Source organism: Micromonospora sp. CPCC 206060, from assembly GCF_036906895.1.
Lineage (GTDB): Bacteria > Actinomycetota > Actinomycetes > Mycobacteriales > Micromonosporaceae > Micromonospora.
This window is the reverse complement of the sequence record NZ_JBAKHU010000036.1, coordinates 12,456-28,956: the sequence shown is the minus strand read 5'-3', so window position 1 is coordinate 28,956 and position 16,501 is coordinate 12,456. Positions and strand designations below refer to the sequence as shown.

Here is a 16,501-nt window from a genome sequence, read left to right as displayed (position 1 = left end):
CGTCGGCCCCGGTCAGCGCCGAGCGGTCGTGCTCACCGGGTCCGGCCACACCGGGAAGACGTGCCGGTCCTGCGGTCAGGCGGTCAGGCGGCCCAGAGGGCGATCCGGTGCGCCTCGTCAGTGACGTAGAACCACCGCCCCTGTGACCCGGCCAGACCCTCCACGTGGTGCCAGGGCGCGAGGTCGGCAACCAGCTCGCCGGTGACCAGGTGGACGTCCGGGTCGGCCGGCAACCGGAACCGGACGTGCCGGGAGGTGACCGCCCCGCCGGCCGGATGGTCGTCGAGGAGTACGGAGCCCTTGCTCAGGGCGTCGATCGAGCCGATCACCGCGTCGTACCCGCCGGCACCGTCGGGCGCCAGGGCCCGGAAGCCGGCCAGTTCGCCCGGCGGCGTCACCCCGGTCAGGGCGTACGCGCGCCGCACCGTCGGCCACGTCCGGTCGTCGAACATCCCGGGCAGGCCGGCCACCTCCACCAGGATCGGCTCGCCCTCCCCGGTAACCGGGAACCGCAGCCCGAGCAGCACGGTGCCGGTCGGGGTGAACGCCGCCGCCTCCACGTTCAGCGGCAGGTCACCCTCGGCGAGCCGGCTCACCCAACGCTTCTCCCGGGCGGTTCCCCGGGCCACGGTCTCCACGATGAACCTGCTACGGACCCGGTCGCCGGGCGGCAGTGCGGTCAGCGCGGCGGTGGCCAGCGCGTCGTTGACCGCCCGGTGCAGCCGGAACTGGTTGCGGACCACCTGGACCGGCAGCACCGGGCCGATCGCGTCGTCCTCCCGGAAGCGGGCGACGAACGCCCGCCGGGGGCGCAACGGCCCCGCCTTGGAGCCGAAGTGCGAGCCCACCACATAGACCCAGCCGTCCGCGTAGGCCAGCGCCTCCCCGTCCTCGGTGCGCCCGTTCTCCGGGCCCGCGTCGGCGACCACGTGCTCCGCCACCCAGCTTCCGTCGGTCCGTTCCAGCAGCAGGGCGAGGCAGGACTCGACCGGCCCCTCGTCGAGTACCGTCCAGAATCCGCGCCGGGCGTCCCGAGCGGCGAGCAGTGCTTCCGAACGCACCGGCAGGAGGTCACTGGCCTCGTTGCCGGCCACCAGGAACTCGACCAGTCGGGGTGTCATGCGGCAGAGCGTACGGAGCGGCACCAAATAGAGTGGGCCGGGTGTCCGAAGTCCCACGCTCCGAATCCCCGCAGCTCACCGCCCCGCACACCGGTATCCCGACCGGCGGAGCCCCGCAGTCCGACCCGGGGCACACCGCCGCCCTGCACGCCGACGTCACCGCGCTGCTGACCGGTTGGACACCGACCGGCCCGGCCGCCGCCGACGCCCGGGACCGCACCCTGGCGCTGCTGGCCGCCGGGCCGGTCGCGGTCACCCGGGCCCACCGCCCCGGTCACGTCACCGCCAGCGCGCTGGTCCTCGACCCGGGCGGCGACCGGGTACTGCTCTGCCTGCACGGCAAGTTCCACCGCTGGGTACAGCTCGGCGGGCACTGCGAGCCGGGGGACCGCACGCTGGCCGGTGCCGCTCTGCGCGAGGCGACCGAGGAGTCCGGCATCGAGGGTCTGCGGATCGACCCGGTACCGATCGACGTGGACATCCATCCGGTCGCCTGCCAGGGCGACTCGCTGCACTACGACGTCCGGTTCGCGGTGCTGGCCCCGGCCGGGGCGGTGGAGCGGGTCAGCGCCGAGTCGACGGCCCTCGGCTGGTTCCCGCCGGACGAGCTGCCCGAACCGCTGGCTGGCGGCACCCGGCAGCTCGTCGCCCCGGCCCTGGCCGCGCTCAGACGTAGCCCTCTTCGCCGCGTTCCTTGAGCTCGTCGACGAGCTGCTTGACGTCCTGGGCGCGGTCGCGCGGGCAGACCAGCACCGCGTCCGGGGTGTCCACCACGATCAGGTCGTGTACGCCGACGGTGGCCACCAGCCGCCCCGACTGCGGCACCACCACCAGGCCGCTGCTGTCCCGCAGCAGCACCCCCGGCTTCTCCCCGTCGTCACCGGCACCCAGCACCACGTTGCCGGCAGGGTCGGCCGGGAGCACCTCACCGAGGGTGTGGAAGTCGCCCACGTCGTTCCAGCCGAAGTCGCCGGGGACGGTGGCCACCCGGCCGGCCGCCGCCGCGCCCTCCATCACCGCGTAGTCCACCGAGATCTTCGGCAGGGTCGGCCAGACCGTACCGAGCACGTCGTCCTGCTCCGGTCGCCCCCAGGCTGCGGCGATGGCGGTCACCCCGGCGTGCAGCGCAGGCTGCTGCCGGGCCAGCTCGGCGAGGAAGACGTCCACCCGCCAGACGAACATGCTGGCGTTCCAGAGGTGCCGCCCCGAGCGGAGGTACGTCTCGGCGACCTCGGCGGCCGGCTTCTCCTTGAACTCGGTCACCGGCCGCATCGACCCGTCACCGGCCGGATCGCCGCACTCCAGGTACCCGTAGCCCGTCTCGGCCCGGGTCGGGGTGATGCCGACCGTCATCAGCAGGCCCTGCTCAGCGCCTCGGACCGCCTCCCGGACGGTCTCCGCCCACCGGGCCGGGTCACCGATCAGGTGGTCGGCCGCGAACGAACCCATCACCGCGTCCGGCTCACGCAGGGCGATCACCGCAGCGGCCAGCGCGATGGCCGCGCAGGAGTCCCGGGGCGAGGGCTCCACCAGGATGTTCTCCTCCGGCAGACCGGTGAGCTGACGGGCGACCGCCGCGACGTGCGCGGCCCCGGTCACCACCAGTGTGTGGTCCGGCGTGGTCAGTGGCGCCAGCCGGTCGACCGTCGCCTGGAGCAACGACCGGGCGGTGCCGGTCAACGGGTGGAGGAACTTGGGATGACCGGCACGGGACAGCGGCCACAACCGGGTGCCGCTGCCACCCGCCGGAATCACGGCGAAGAGCATCAGCACATCATGCCCGAACCGGCACGGGACGGACCGTGGTTGCGCGGCCGGCCCGCCGGTCAGTCGACGGACCGACGGTCGCGGGCCCGGGTCCACGCGGCCAGGTGCACCTCGGCGCTGGACTCCCAGGTGAACTCCTTGGCCCGGTCGAAGCCGGCCTTGGCCAGGGCCAACCGGCGCGGCTCGTCGTCGAGGAGCGCGGCCAGGTCGGCGGCGATCTGGTCCGGGTCCTCGCTGGTGTAGGCGACGGCGTCGCCGCCCACCTCGGGCAGGGAGAGCCGGGGCGTGGTGAGCACCGGGGCGGCGCAGGCCATCGCCTCCAGGATCGGCAGGCCGAACCCCTCACCGTAGGAGGGGTAGGCGGCGATCAGCGCACCACCGAGGAACCCGGGCAGGTCGGCGTAGCGCAGGTAGCCGGGGCGGAGCAGCCGCAGGTGGGCGGGGACCTCGGCCACCGCCTTGTCGATGTCGTCGTCGTGCCCCTGCCCACCGGCGACCACCAGGGCAGGCGGGTTGGGCCGGTCGGCCACCGCCCGGGCCCAGCCGCGGATCAGGTTGGGCACGTTCTTGCGCGGCTCCTTGGCACCGAGGAAGGCGAGGTAGCTGCCGTCGCCGAGGCCGAGTCGGGCGCGTACCCGGGCCTTCTCCTCCTCGGTGGGCGCGTGGAACGCCGCCTGGTCGACGCCGTGGTAGGCGACGTCGATCCGGGTCGGATCGGCATCGAGCAGCCGGATCAGCTCGTCCCGCGTGGCCTTGCTCGGCACGATCACCCGGTCGGCGCGGCGCAGCGAGGTCTTGATGGCGCTGCGGAAGAAGGTGCGGCGGGACTTGTCGTAGTGCTCCGGCTCGGTGAAGAAGGTCGCGTCGTGCACCGTCACCGTGACCGGGCAGCCGGCCCGCAGCGGGCAGGTGTAGAAGGGCGAGTGCAGCACGTCCACCGCGAGCTGCTGGGCGAGCATCGGCAGGCCGGTCTGTTCCCAGGCGAGCCGGGCCGGCCGGTGCGCCACCGCCGCCGGGGCGGCGACCACCTCGGCCGCCGGCAGCATCCGCGCGTACCGCTCGGCATCGGTCCGGAGACTGACCACGGCCAGGTCCAGCTCCGAGCCGATGATCCTGCCCAGCGCACCGAGCAGGCCATCGACGTATCTACCGACGCCACCGCGATCGGCGGGGACACTCGTGGCGTCGATGAGCACGCGGGGCGGGCGGCCGGCGGTCACGGGGCAACTCCTCAAATGGCTGGAACTGTGGGGAACAACACTCCGGGCAAGCCTACGCCGAGCCGGGGCGGCAGCGGTGACTGCGACCCGACCGTACGCCGCTTTTCCGCTGTCATCGAGCCGGCCCGGCGGGGCGTATCGTTCCCGCGATGGCCGAGAACATTGCCCGGGTGTTCGCCGACGCGGTCGCGACGGACCCGACCCGACCCCTGCTGACCTGGTACGACGATGCCACCGGCGAGCGGACCGAGCTGTCCGGGGCGACCTGCGCCAACTGGGTCGCCAAGACCGCAAACCTGCTCGTCGACGACGCAGCCGTCGCGCCCGGTGATCCGGTCGGCGTGTTGCTGCCGCCGCACTGGCAGACCGCGGCGGTCCTCCTCGGCTGCTGGTCGGTCGGGGCGGCGGTGGTCCAGGGGCCGACGGTGGTCCAGGGGCCGACGGCGCCCGTCGAGGTGCTCTTCACCGGGGTGGACCGGGTGGGCGAGGCGGCCGACTGGCCGGCCGGCGAGCGGTACGTGCTCGGTCTGGCCCCGCTCGGGCTGCCGCTGCGCGAGGTACCGGCCGGCTTCGTCGACTACATCGCCGAGGTACGTGGGCAGGGCGACCACTTCGGGGCGTACCCGGGCGGCGGGCCGCAGGACGCGGAGCTGCTGGCCCGGGCGGCCCGGCGGGGCGCGGAGCTGGGGATCGGCGCCGGGGACCGGGTGCTCGTCGACGCGGACCGGCACCCCGACCCGGTGGACTGGCTGCTCGCGCCGCTGGTCGTCGGGGCGAGCGTGGTGCTCTGCGGGCGGCCTGACCCGGCCCGGCTGGCGGACCGGGTCACCACCGAAAAGGTCACCGTCTCGCTGACCTGACCGCCCCCCACCCACCTAGCCGTCGATCATGGACTTGTGGTGGGGATCTGATCTGGTTATGCCGCTTTTGCGGGGCACCACAACTCCATGATCGACCGTGGCGGGGGGCGGGGCCGTGACGCGGGGGGCGGGGGCGTGACGGGGGCGGGGCGGGTTGGGCGGGGCGGATCAGTGCACGGCGCGGCCATCGGCGAACCGGGCGAAGGCGGCCAGCGACTCCGGGTTGGCCAGGGCGCCGGTCGCCGCCGCCGACTCCACCGGGGTGCCGGTGAGGATTTTCTTCACCGGTACCTCCAGCTTCTTGGCCGACAGGGTGCGCGGCACCGCCCGCACCTGGTGGATGTCGTCCGGCACGTGCCGGGGCGACAGGGCGGTCCGCAGCTCCCGGCAGATCTTCTTCCGCAGTGCGTCGTCCAGTTCCAGCCCTTCGGCGAGCACCACGAAGAGCAGCAGCTCACCGGCACCGCCCTCGTTGTCCTCCAGGTGGACGACCACCGAGTCGACCACCTCGTCCAGCCCTTCGACCACGGAGTAGAACTCGGCGGTGCCGAGGCGTACCCCGCCCCGGTTGAGGGTGGCGTCGGAGCGGCCGGTGATGACGCAACCGCCCCGGGAGTTGACGGTGATCCAGTCGCCGTGCCGCCACACGCCCGGGTAGACGTCGAAGTACGCCTCCCGGTAGCGGCGGCCGTCCGGGTCGTTCCAGAACCCGACCGGCATGCTCGGCATCGGCTCGGTGATCACCAGCTCGCCAAGCTGGTCGATGACCGGAGTGCCGTCCGCCGAGCGGGCCTCCACCTTCGCCCCCAGCGCCCGGCAGGCGATCTCGCCGGCGTGCACCGGCAGCAGCGGTACGCCGCCGACGAACCCGGTGCAGACGTCGGTCCCGCCGGAGAGCGACTGGAGCTGAAGATGGTCACCGACCGCCTCGTAGACCCAGGTGAAGCCCTCGGCCGGCAGCGGCGCACCGGTCGAGCCGACCCCGCGCAGCGCACTGAGGTCGGCGATCTCCCTCGGCCGCAGCTCGGCCTTGCGGCAGGCCAGCAGGAACGGCGCCGAGGTACCGAAGTAGGTGGTGCCGGTCTCGGCGGCCAGCCGCCAGAGCGCCCCCAGGTCCGGGTGGCCCGGGTTGCCGTCGAACAGCACGATCGCCGCGCCCACCGCCGGGCCGGAGACCAGGAAGTTCCACATCATCCAGCCGGTGGTGGTGAACCAGAAGAACCGGTCGCCGGGGCCGAGGTCGTGGTGCAGGGCGAGCATCTTCAGGTGTTCCAGCAGGATGCCCCCGTGCCCGTGCACGATCGGCTTGGGCAACCCTGTGGTACCGGAGGAGTAGAGCACGTAGAGCGGATGGTCGAAGGGAACCGGATTGAAGGTGAGCGGCTCGTCGGTGTCGGCGGCCAGCTCGGCCCAGCCGAGCGCCCCGTCGGCCGGCGGGGCGGCCGGGTTCAGGTAGCCCAGCTGCACGGTGTGCGTCAGTGAGGGCAGGGCCGCCCGGATCGCCGCCACCTCGGACCGCCGGTCCACCGCCTTTTCGCCGTACCGGTAGCCGTCCACCGCGACCAGTACCGTCGGCTCGATCTGCTGCCAGCGGTCGGTGACGCTGCGGGTGCCGAACTCCGGCGCGCAGGAGGAGAAGATCGCGCCGAGACTGGCCGTGGCCAGCAGCAGAACGAAGGTCTCCGGGATGTTCGGTGCGTACGCGGCGACCCGGTCCCCGGGACCGACACCGAGCCGACGCAGCCCGGCCGCCACCCGACGGACCTGCTCACGCAGCTCGGCGGCGGTAAGGGTGACCGGCCCCCGGGTCTGGCTGTGGGCGATCACCACCGGGTCGTCGTCGGCCAGACCGGGCATCCGCAGCACGTGCTCGGCGTAGTTGAGGGTGGCACCGGGGAACCAGCGGGCGCCCGGCATCGCCCGGTCGGCCAGGGTCGCGGTCGGCGGGGTGTGCGCGATGACCGCGAAGTAGTCCCAGACCGAGCGCCAGAAGGCGTCCAGGTCGGTCACCGACCACTGCCAGAGGCTGTCGTAGTCGGCGAAGTCCAGCCCCCGCTCCGCACGTAGCCAACGCAGATAGTCACCGATCCGGGACATTTCGCATACGTCTGCCGGCGGCGCCCAGAGCACGTCACCCACTGTCATACCCCTCCCCCGGCCGGCACGACGCTGCGCATGGGCCGTGGCGCCATCTTGCCCTACCCCGCAGCGTCATTCTCCGCGCCTGTCACCAGCAACGATGCGTGGCCGACCCACATGCCATGGTCGGTCCGGATGTGGGCGGGCCGGGCGGTCCGGCCGATCGTCGGGCCGGCCACCGGCCGTCGGCCCGCCGACCGTCACCGGCAGCCACCAGTCCAGAGCCCGTCACCGGCAGCCACCGGCCCAGGGACCGTCACCGGCAGCCACCGCCCCAGGGACCGTCACCGGCAGCCACCGGACCGGGTCCGGAGGGACCACGGGTCCGGTAGCCACCGGCGTCGGGGACCGTCAGTGGTGGCCCGCCTCACCGGCCGGCAGCGGCTCGACCCGGTCGGCCAGGTGCTGGCGGACCGAGTGGACGACGGCCGCCGCCCAGACCGCGAGGATCAGCGCGTAACAGCTGTAGCGGACCACGGTGGACGCGTCGATCCAGTCGCTGGCCAGCAGGGTCCGGGAGTTGGTGATGACGATGATCCCGCCGACGGCCGAGCCGAGGACCCGGGGCGGCACCTTCCGGACCAGCCAGGCGGCGATAGGTGCGGCCACCATGCCACCGACCAGCAGGGCACCGACCAGGACCAGGTCGATCTTCTGGGAGCCGAGCGCGACCAGGAAGCCGAGGCTGGCGGCGATGGCCACCAGGAACTCGCTGGTGTCGATCGAACCGATCACCTTGCGCGGCTCCATCCGCCCGCTGGCCAGGATCGCCGGGGTGCCGATCGGCCCCCAGCCACCACCGCCGGTGGCGTCGACGAAGCCGGCGACCAGCCCGAGCGGACCGAGGAACCGCTTGCGCAGCGGCTTGCCGAGGTTTCCCCGGGGCAGCCCGAAGGTGGTGAACCGGGCCAGCAGGTAGATGCCCAGGCTGAGCAGGATCAGCGACATGACGGGGGCCGCGAAGGCGGTGCTCAGGTTGGTGAGGAAGGTCGCCCCGGCGAACGCCCCGATCGCACCTGGCACACCGACCTTGACCACGACCTGCCAGTCGACGTTACCGAATCGCCAATGTGCGGCACCGGAGACCAGTGTCGTACCGATTTCCGCGAGATGAACACTGGCTGACGCCACTGCCGCGTTGGTGTTGATAGCGAGCAGAAGTGTGGTGGATGTCACTCCGTACGCCATCCCCAGACTGCCGTCGACCAATTGAGCACCGAGACCAACCAGAGCAAGCAGAAGAATTTTGGACATTGTTCACCGCCAGTCGAGTAGGAGAGGCATCGACGGCACCAGCCACGCGAACCGTTGCCATCCAGCAATTACGTCCGCGTCGGACATTGGTACAGGTCAGCTGCGATTAACCGATCGCCGACCCGGCTCGCAGGGCACTAAATCCACCAACTCCCGCTTGACGTCCGACAGCGGTCGGCCAGGTCGGACGGGCCGGGGCGGGATCAGTGCAGCGCCGCCAAAGGATGATCATTTCGTACGCCGGCATCCGGTGAACGGATGTGTCCGACGCACCTCAGCACCAGGTCAGAGCCGATCCGACCTGCCGGTTCACGTACGCGGCACCGCGCCGATCGACATACCGGCCCCCACACAACCCTCCCTGCATTCCCTAGAGATTTGATAGGACTAATGCTTTTGCATCGATGAAGGTCATCGATGTACGGCATCGTTCGCGCAGGACACGCCGGCAGGCAAGAGGGTGTCCACATGATGGGATGGCGATCCACCAACTCCGGTACTACGCAGCACTGCCCAGCTCCCTGCTGTCGCCAAGTTGTTAACAATATGACTTGTTACAAGCACGTCATCAGGCGCTCCAATGCCATCGAAAACCACTGGAACGGACACGCCCCCGATGATCGACAGGCGCTTCACCGGCGCAAACTTCACGTCACTGATCGACTTGATGAGATTTAACGGAGTCGTAACTCAGCAAAGCTAACTTAATACGCGCTGCTCAATTGATCGCGGCAAATTACATTCGGCCGTCAGTCGACCCTGACCTCGACCAGCCCGTCGCAACGCGAGACCACCGCGATACGAAGTGGGAGCCCGATGAGACCTGCACCGAACACGCGCGACCTTGTCCTGGCCATCAGCCCCTGCGGCCTCCTGGAGCCCGGTCCCCGCATCGCGGCCGCCGCTCGGCGAGGCGGCGGGCTGGGCATCCTGGATCTGGCCGCAGGAGACGACTGGGCCCTCAGTGCGCTGACCCAGGCTGTCTCCTGGACCCGGGAACCGGTCGGGGTACGTGTCCCCGCCGGTTGCCGGGCCACCCCGGATCAGGTCGACCAGGCTGCCAGCGGCCGGGTCGACCTGGTGGTCCTGCCGGCCGATTCCCCCTGGGACCTCACCGGGGCCGTGACCCGGTACCGGGTACTGGCCGAGGTGACCAGCCTGGACGAGGCGCGGACGGCCACCGCCGCCGGGGTGCACGGCCTGATCGCCCGGGGCATGGAGGCCGGTGGACGGGTCAGCGACCTCAGCTCCTTCGTCCTGCTCCAGCAACTGGTCGCGGACGACGGCCTGGACCTGCCCGTCTGGGTGGCCGGCGGGATCGGCCCGCACACCGCCGGGGCCTGCCTGATCGGTGGTGCCGCCGGGGTGGTCCTGGACAACCAGCTCGCCCTCATGCCCGAATCCGAACTGCCCGACGACGTGCTGTCCCTGTTCCGGCACCTGGACGGCAGCGAGACCGTCCTGGTCGACGGGGAGCGGGGCACCCGGCGCGGCGGCCGGCACGACAGTACGTCCGCACTGCTGCCGATCGGTCAGGACGGCTGGCTCGCGGCGGTGTTCGCCGAGCGCTGGACCGACACCGCCGCAGCGGTACGGGGCATCCGGGACGCCATGCTGGCCGCCGCCGCCGACCGGGACGCCGGCCTCGCGCTCGCCCCCGGTGGCCCGCTCGCCACCACCCTCGGCATCCAGATGCCGGTGGCCCAGGGGCCGATGACCCGGGTCAGCGACGTGGCCGGCTTCGCCGCCGCCGTCGCCGCCGACGGCGGCCTGCCGTTCATCGCCCTCGCCCTGGCCAGCGCGGAACAGTCCCGCCGGATGCTGGAGGAGACCGCCGGCCAGCTCGGCGACCAGCCGTGGGGCGTCGGGGTGCTCGGCTTCGCGCCCGAGGAACTGCGCGCGGCGCAGCTGGACGTGATCCGGGAGATCCGCCCCCGGTACGCGATCATCGCCGGTGGTCGACCGCCGCAGGCGAAGGCCCTGGAGGAGCAGGGCATCAGCACGTTCCTGCACGTCCCGTCGCCCGGCCTGCTGCGGCAGTTCCTGCGGGCCGGCGCCCGGAAGTTCATCTTCGAGGGCGCGGAATGCGGTGGCCACGTCGGACCCCGGGCCAGCTTCCCGCTCTGGGAGGCCCAACTGCTGGTCCTCGACGAGTTCCTCACCGGCCAGCCGGACGAGGCCGCCCGGGTGCAGGTCTTCTTCGCCGGTGGTGTGCACGACGCCCGCTCCGCCGCGATGGTGGCGGCGACGGCCGGGGCGCTGACCCGCCGGGGCGTCCAGATCGGCGTGCTGATGGGCACCGCCTACCTCTTCACCGCCGAGGCCGTCACGCACGGCGCGGTGCAGCCGCTGTTCCAGCAGGCGGCGGTCGAGGCCACCAGCACCTCCCTGCTGGAGACCGCGCCCGGCCACGCGACCCGTTGCCTGCACACCCCGTTCGTCGACGACTTCCACCGGCTGCGGGTCGAGTTGGAGACCGCCGGGGTGGAGAGCCGCGAGGTCTGGGAACAGCTGGAGCTGCTCAACGTCGGCCGGCTCCGGCTGGCCAGTAAGGGGCTGCGGCGCGACGGCGACAACCTCGTCCAGGTGGACGAGGCCACCCAGGCGGCCGAGGGGCTCTTCATGGCCGGTCAGGTGGCCGCCCTGCGGGATCGCACCACCACGGTGGCGGAGCTGCACGCGCAGGTCAGCACCGGTGCACAGGAGCTGCACGCGACGCGTACCGCCGGGTTGACCGTCGAGCTGTTCGACCCGGTCGAGCCGGTCGAGGAGGCGCCCGCGCCGCTGGACATCGCGATCGTCGGGATGGCCTGCATGCTGCCGGGCTCACCCGACCTGGCCAGCTTCTGGCAGACCGTACTCAGCGGTGCGGACGCGGTCACCGAGGTGCCACCCCAGCGCTGGGACGTCGAGCACTACTACGCCCCGGAGGTGGGGCCGGGCCAGACCGGCCGGATCAGTGTCTCCAAGTGGGGCGGCTTCATCGACCCGGTCCCGTTCGACGCGATCCGCTACGGCATCCCGCCGGCCGCGTTGAGCAGCATCGACCCCACCCAGCTGCTGGCCCTGGAGGTCTCCCACCGGGCCCTGGTCGACGCCGGGTACGCCTACGACACCCCCGGTGCGGACCACTCCCGGACCGGTGTCATCTTCGGCGCCGAGGCGGGTAGCGACATGGGCCACGCGCAGACCCTGCGCACCATGCTCCCCGCCTACCTCGGTGAGGTACCCGAGGAGCTGGAGGACCAACTCCCCACCGTCAACGAGGACAGCTTCCCCGGGGTCCTGGCCAACGTCATCGCCGGTCGGGTGGCCAACCGGCTCGACCTGGGCGGGCCGAACTTCACCGTGGACGCCGCCTGCGCCTCGTCGCTGGCCGCGATGGACGCGGCCTGCAAGGAGCTGGCCTCCGGGGACAGCGACCTGATGATCTGCGGCGGTGCCGACCTGCACAACGGCATCAACGACTACCTGATGTTCACCTCCGCGCACGCCCTCTCCCCCACCGGGCGGTGCCGCACCTTCGACAGCACCGGCGACGGCATCGCCCTCGGCGAGGGCGTGGCATGTGTCGTCCTGAAGCGGCTCGCCGACGCCGAACGCGACGGCGACCGGATCTACGCGGTGGTCAAGGGGCTCGGCGGGGCCAGCGACGGGCGGGCCCTCGGGCTCACCGCGCCCCGGCCGGACGGCCAGCGCCGGGCCCTGGACCGGGCCTACCGGCACACCGGCATCTCCCCCCGCCAGGTGGGGCTGGTCGAGGCGCACGGTACCGGCACGGTGGTGGGTGACCGGACGGAGCTGGAGACCCTGACCAGGCTCTTCGTCGAGTCCGGTGCCGAGCCCGGGAGCTGCGCGCTCGGCTCGGTCAAGTCGCAGATCGGGCACACCAAGTGCGCCGCCGGTCTGGCCGGTGTGATCAAGACGGCCCTCGCGTTGTACACCGGGGTCAAGCCGCCCACGATCCACCTGGCGAACCCCAACCCGGCCTGGAGCCCCGAGCGGAGCCCGTTCGCCTTCTACACCGAGGCCCGTCCGTGGACCGCGCCGCCGCAGGAGCGGATCGCCGGGGTGAGCGCGTTCGGTTTTGGCGGCACCAACTTCCACGTGGTGCTCAGCGCGTACGCCGACGTGCCCGAGCCCCGGCACAGCCGGCAGACCTGGCCGGCGGAGCTGTTCTGCTTCCGGGGCATCGACACCGAGGCCGCCCACCAGGCGATCCGGAAGCTCGCCGACGAGCTGCGGACGGGACGGACCGGGTCGCTGGCCGAGCTGGCCGCCACCGTCGCCGCGCAGTCCGCCGGCCGGTCCGGACCGGTCCGGGTGGCGGTCGTTGCCCGTGACCTCGACGAGCTGGCCACCCTGTTGGACCGGGCGCTGACCGGCGGGCACGACCCCGGCAAGGGTCTGGTCCAGCCGGCCGATCCGGCCCAGGCCCCGGCCGGCCAGCTCGCCTTCCTCTTCCCCGGCCAGGGCAGCCAACGCCCCGGGGCGCTCGCCGAGCTGTTCGTGGCCTTCCCCGAGCTGCGGCGGTACCTGGCCCTGGACCGGGACGTGGCGGAGCTGATGTTCCCGCCCGCCGCCTTCGACCAGCAGAACCGCCGCGCGCAGGAGGACCGGGTCCGGGACACCCGGATCGCCCAGCCCGCCCTGGGCATCGGCGGACTCGCGGTCGACCACCTGTTGCGCCGGGTCGGCGTACGCCCCGACACCACCGCCGGGCACAGCTACGGCGAGCTGGTCGGCCTCTGCGTCGCCGGGGCCTTCGACCCGACCACGCTGCTGGACCTCAGCCGGAAGCGGGCCGCCTCGATCCTCGACGCCTGCGGCGACGACCCCGGCACCATGGCCGCGGTCACCGCCACCGCCGACCAGGTGGGCCGGGTACTCGCCGAGGCCGGGCTGTCCAGCGAGGTGGTCCTGGCCAACCAGAACGCCCCCACCCAGGTGGTCATCTCCGGCCCGACCGCCGCCGTGCAGGCGGCCGTGGCGGCGCTCAAGACGGCCGGGCTCTCCGCCCGGGGTCTCTCGGTGGCCTGCGCCTTCCACAGTCCGGTCGTCTCCGGCGGCGTCGACCGGTTCGCCGAGGTCCTGGCGTCCCGGCCGGTCCGTCAGCCGGAACTGCCGGTCTGGTCGAACCTGACGGCCGGCGCCTACACCGGGGGCGCCGACCAGGTCCGCCGCCAACTCGCCGAGCAGATCGGCGCCCCGGTGCGGTTCGTAGAACAGATCGAGGCGATGTACGCCAGTGGGGTCCGGATCTTCGTGGAGACCGGCCCCGGACAGGTGCTCACCAAGCTGGTCCGGTCGGTGCTCGGCGAACGGCCGCACCTGGCGGTGGCCACGGAACGGAGCACCACCGAGGGACTGCGCAGCTTCCTGCTCGCCCTCGCCGAGTTGGCCTGTGCCGGCGTGCCGGTGCAGACCGGCTGGTTGTTCCACGACCGGGTTTCCCCCAGCACCCCCGCCACCGGGTCGGACCACCGTCCGATCTGGACGGTCGACGGTCAACTCGTCCGCGACCGGGACGGTAACTGCCTGCCCGGAGGCATGACCCCTCCGCGACGGATCAAGGAGTTGTCGATGACAGCATCGAACGGGGCCGCCTCGAACGGCGGCCACGACAGCCGGGGCGAGCTGCTCGGCGAGTTCCTCCGCACCACCCGGGAGATGATCGCCTCCCAGCGGGACGTCATGCTCGCCTACTTCGCCGAGGGGCCGGCCGGCCGGCTGGTCTGGCAGCCCGCCGAGGCGTACCCGCCGTTCGCCCTGCCGGCCGGGTCCGCCACGGTCGCGCCGCAGGCCGCACTGGCCGCGCCGACCGTGCTGCCGCCGGCTCCGGTGAGCCCCGCACCGGCCGGACCGGTACCCGTGGCGCCGGTCCCGACGAACGGCGGTCCGGTGGTTCCGGCCAACGGTGGCGCACCGGCGGCAGCGGCTTCGGCCAACGGTGGTGCGGCGGTGCTGACCGCCCCGGCCGCCCCGGCTGCCCCGGTCGCCCCCGCCGGTACGCCCGCCCCGGTCATCCAAGCCGCCATCCTCGCCGTCATCAGCGAACGCACCGGCTACCCCACCGACCTCATCGAACTCGACCTCGACCTCGAAGCCGACCTCAGCATCGACAGCATCAAACGCGCCGAAGTCGCCGGAGAAGTCGCCCTCCGACTCCAACTCCCCATCGAAGGCGACGAAGCCGAACTCGAAGACCTCGTCAAAGCCCGCACCGTCCGCACCATGGTCAACTGGCTCGACATCCGCATCAACACCGGCACCCCGGCGGCAGCGGCCCCGGCCAATGGCGGTACGGCGGTGCTGACCGCCCCGGTCGCCCCCGCCGGTACGCCCGCCCCGGTCATCCAGGCCGCCATCCTCGCCGTCATCAGCGAACGCACCGGCTACCCCACCGACCTCATCGAACTCGACCTCGACCTCGAAGCCGACCTCAGCATCGACAGCATCAAACGCGCCGAAGTCGCCGGAGAAGTCGCCCTCCGACTCCAACTCCCCATCGAAGGCGACGAAGCCGAACTCGAAGACCTCGTCAAAGCCCGCACCGTCCGCACCATGGTCAACTGGCTCGACAACCGGATCAACAACACCGGAGCCGACGGGTCCACCGCCGACGCGGGTACCGCCCCGGCGGCGGTGACCGCCCCGGCCGAGACCCGGGCCGGGATCGCCCCGAAGCGGCTGCTCCCCACCGAACTGCCGGTGAGCGGGGCGGAGACCGCCCCAGCCGGGACGCTGAACGGCACCCGGTTCCTGCTGACCGGTGGTGGACCGGTGCTGGCGCAGCTCGCCGAGCTGCTCGGCGAGCACGGCGCGGCCGGTGCGACCGGCACGATCGGCGCCAGGTCGACCGAGCAGCTCGCCGGGGTCGACGGGGTGATCATGCTCGACGGCCTGGCCGGGGGCACCAAGCCGCTGCTGCCGGGCGCGTTCCCCTTCCTCAAGCAGGCGCTGGCCGGTACGCCGCGCTGGTTGATCGCGGCGGTACCCGCGACCGGCGGGGACCGGGTCGACGGCCTGCGTGGGCTGTTCCGGACCATTGCCCGGGAGTACCCGGAGCTGACCGTCCGGCTGGTCGAGGTGGACGCGGCGGCCGGGCCGGAGCAGGTCGCCCGGCAACTCGTCGACGAACTGCTGACCGGTGGCAGTACCCCGATCGTCGCCCGCCGGGGCGACGACCGGTACCTGCTCGACCTGACCCCGGTCGAGCTGGGCGCGCTGGCCGCCGGCGGTGCCGGACCGGCCGGTGACGGGGTGGCCGAGGCCGACGCCCTCGGGCTGTCCCGGGAGTCGGTGGTGGTGCTGGTCGGCGGGGCCCGGGGGATCACGCCCTGGTTCGCCCGTACCCTCGCCTCGGCCAGCCGGTGCCGGATCGAGCTGGTCGGCCGGACGCCGCTGCCAGAGGGTCCGGAGGAGTCGGACCTGGCCGCCGCCACCGACAAGTCGGCGCTGATCGCGGCGCTGGCCAAGCGGGGCATGCGCTCGCCGGCCAAGATCGAGCGGACCGCGTCGGCGATCCTCGCCGGCCGGGAGGTCGCCGCCACCCTCGCCGAGCTGTCCGAACTCGGCAGCGAGGTGCGCTACCACAGTCTGGACGTCCGGGACACCGAGGCGACCCGGAAGCTGCTCAACGACATCCACCGCACGTACGGCCGGATCGACGGCCTGGTCTATGCGGCCGGGATCATCGAGGACAAGCTGATCGCGGAGAAGGACCCGAAGTCCTTCGCCCGGGTCTTCGACACCAAGGTCGACGGCGCCCGCGCCATGCTGGACGCCCTGGACGAACTGCCCGGCGACCCGCGCTTCGTGGTCCTGTTCGGCAGCATCGCCGCCGCCTACGGCAACCGAGGTCAGGGCGACTACGCGGCGGCCAACGACGCACTCGACTCGATGGGTACCCGCTGGGCGACCCGTACCGGCAACCGCTGCCTGACCGTCCACTGGGGGCCGTGGGCTCCCGCTCCCGGGCACGCCGGGATGGTCACCCCCGAGCTGAGCAAGGAGTACGCCCGCCGGGGCATCGAGCTGATCGACCCCGAGGAGGGTGCGCTCAGCCTGCTCCGCGAGCTGGCCTGGGGCGAGCCGACGGTCACCTCCGTGGTCTACACCGCGTCGGGCTGGTGAACCG

Annotated in this window: 8 protein-coding genes; 3 read left to right on the top strand and 5 right to left on the bottom strand. The window is 72.5% G+C overall.

Going from position 1 to position 16,501, the window contains the following annotated elements:
- Positions 1 to 83: 83 nt before the first annotated feature.
- The gene (locus V6U90_RS21230; RefSeq protein ID WP_334439376.1) at positions 84 to 1,121 is read right to left on the bottom strand and encodes a hypothetical protein; all 1,038 of its coding nucleotides are present in this window, start codon (positions 1,119 to 1,121) and stop codon (positions 84 to 86) included.
- 95 nt (positions 1,122 to 1,216) lie between these two features.
- On the opposite strand from V6U90_RS21230, the gene V6U90_RS21225 reads away from it, so the two are divergent.
- Positions 1,217 to 1,819, top strand: a complete 603-nt coding sequence (locus V6U90_RS21225; RefSeq protein ID WP_334439469.1) for an NUDIX hydrolase — start codon at positions 1,217 to 1,219, stop codon at positions 1,817 to 1,819.
- Here the strand turns inward: V6U90_RS21225 and V6U90_RS21220 are convergent.
- Positions 1,788 to 2,888: a mannose-1-phosphate guanylyltransferase gene (locus V6U90_RS21220; RefSeq protein WP_334439372.1), complete on the bottom strand. Its 1,101-nt coding sequence runs from the start codon at positions 2,886 to 2,888 to the stop codon at positions 1,788 to 1,790. The two genes, V6U90_RS21225 and V6U90_RS21220, sit on opposite strands and share 32 nt — an antisense overlap.
- A gap of 59 nt (positions 2,889 to 2,947) precedes the next feature.
- On the bottom strand, positions 2,948 to 4,108 hold the full coding sequence (locus V6U90_RS21215; protein WP_334439370.1) for a glycosyltransferase family 4 protein: 1,161 nt from the start codon (positions 4,106 to 4,108) through the stop codon (positions 2,948 to 2,950).
- 149 nt (positions 4,109 to 4,257) lie between these two features.
- Here V6U90_RS21215 and V6U90_RS21210 point away from each other — a divergent pair, with 149 nt between their 5' ends.
- A complete protein-coding gene (locus V6U90_RS21210) occupies positions 4,258 to 4,968 on the top strand; it encodes a TIGR03089 family protein (RefSeq protein WP_334439367.1) in 711 nt (236 codons plus the stop codon).
- 168 nt (positions 4,969 to 5,136) lie between these two features.
- Here the strand turns inward: V6U90_RS21210 and V6U90_RS21205 are convergent, their stop codons facing one another.
- Together V6U90_RS21205 and V6U90_RS21200 are read right to left on the bottom strand one after the other, a co-directional pair.
- Positions 5,137 to 7,107, bottom strand: a complete 1,971-nt coding sequence (locus tag V6U90_RS21205; protein WP_334439467.1) for an acetoacetate--CoA ligase — start codon at positions 7,105 to 7,107, stop codon at positions 5,137 to 5,139.
- 351 nt (positions 7,108 to 7,458) lie between these two features.
- Positions 7,459 to 8,361 (bottom strand): sulfite exporter TauE/SafE family protein, encoded by a 903-nt coding sequence (locus tag V6U90_RS21200; protein ID WP_334439364.1) that lies wholly within the window; start codon positions 8,359 to 8,361, stop codon positions 7,459 to 7,461.
- A gap of 816 nt (positions 8,362 to 9,177) precedes the next feature.
- Between V6U90_RS21200 and V6U90_RS21195 the strand changes: the two genes are divergently transcribed.
- Positions 9,178 to 16,497, top strand: a complete 7,320-nt coding sequence (locus tag V6U90_RS21195) for an SDR family NAD(P)-dependent oxidoreductase (protein WP_334439361.1) — start codon at positions 9,178 to 9,180, stop codon at positions 16,495 to 16,497.
- The last annotated feature ends 4 nt before the right edge of the window (positions 16,498 to 16,501 follow it).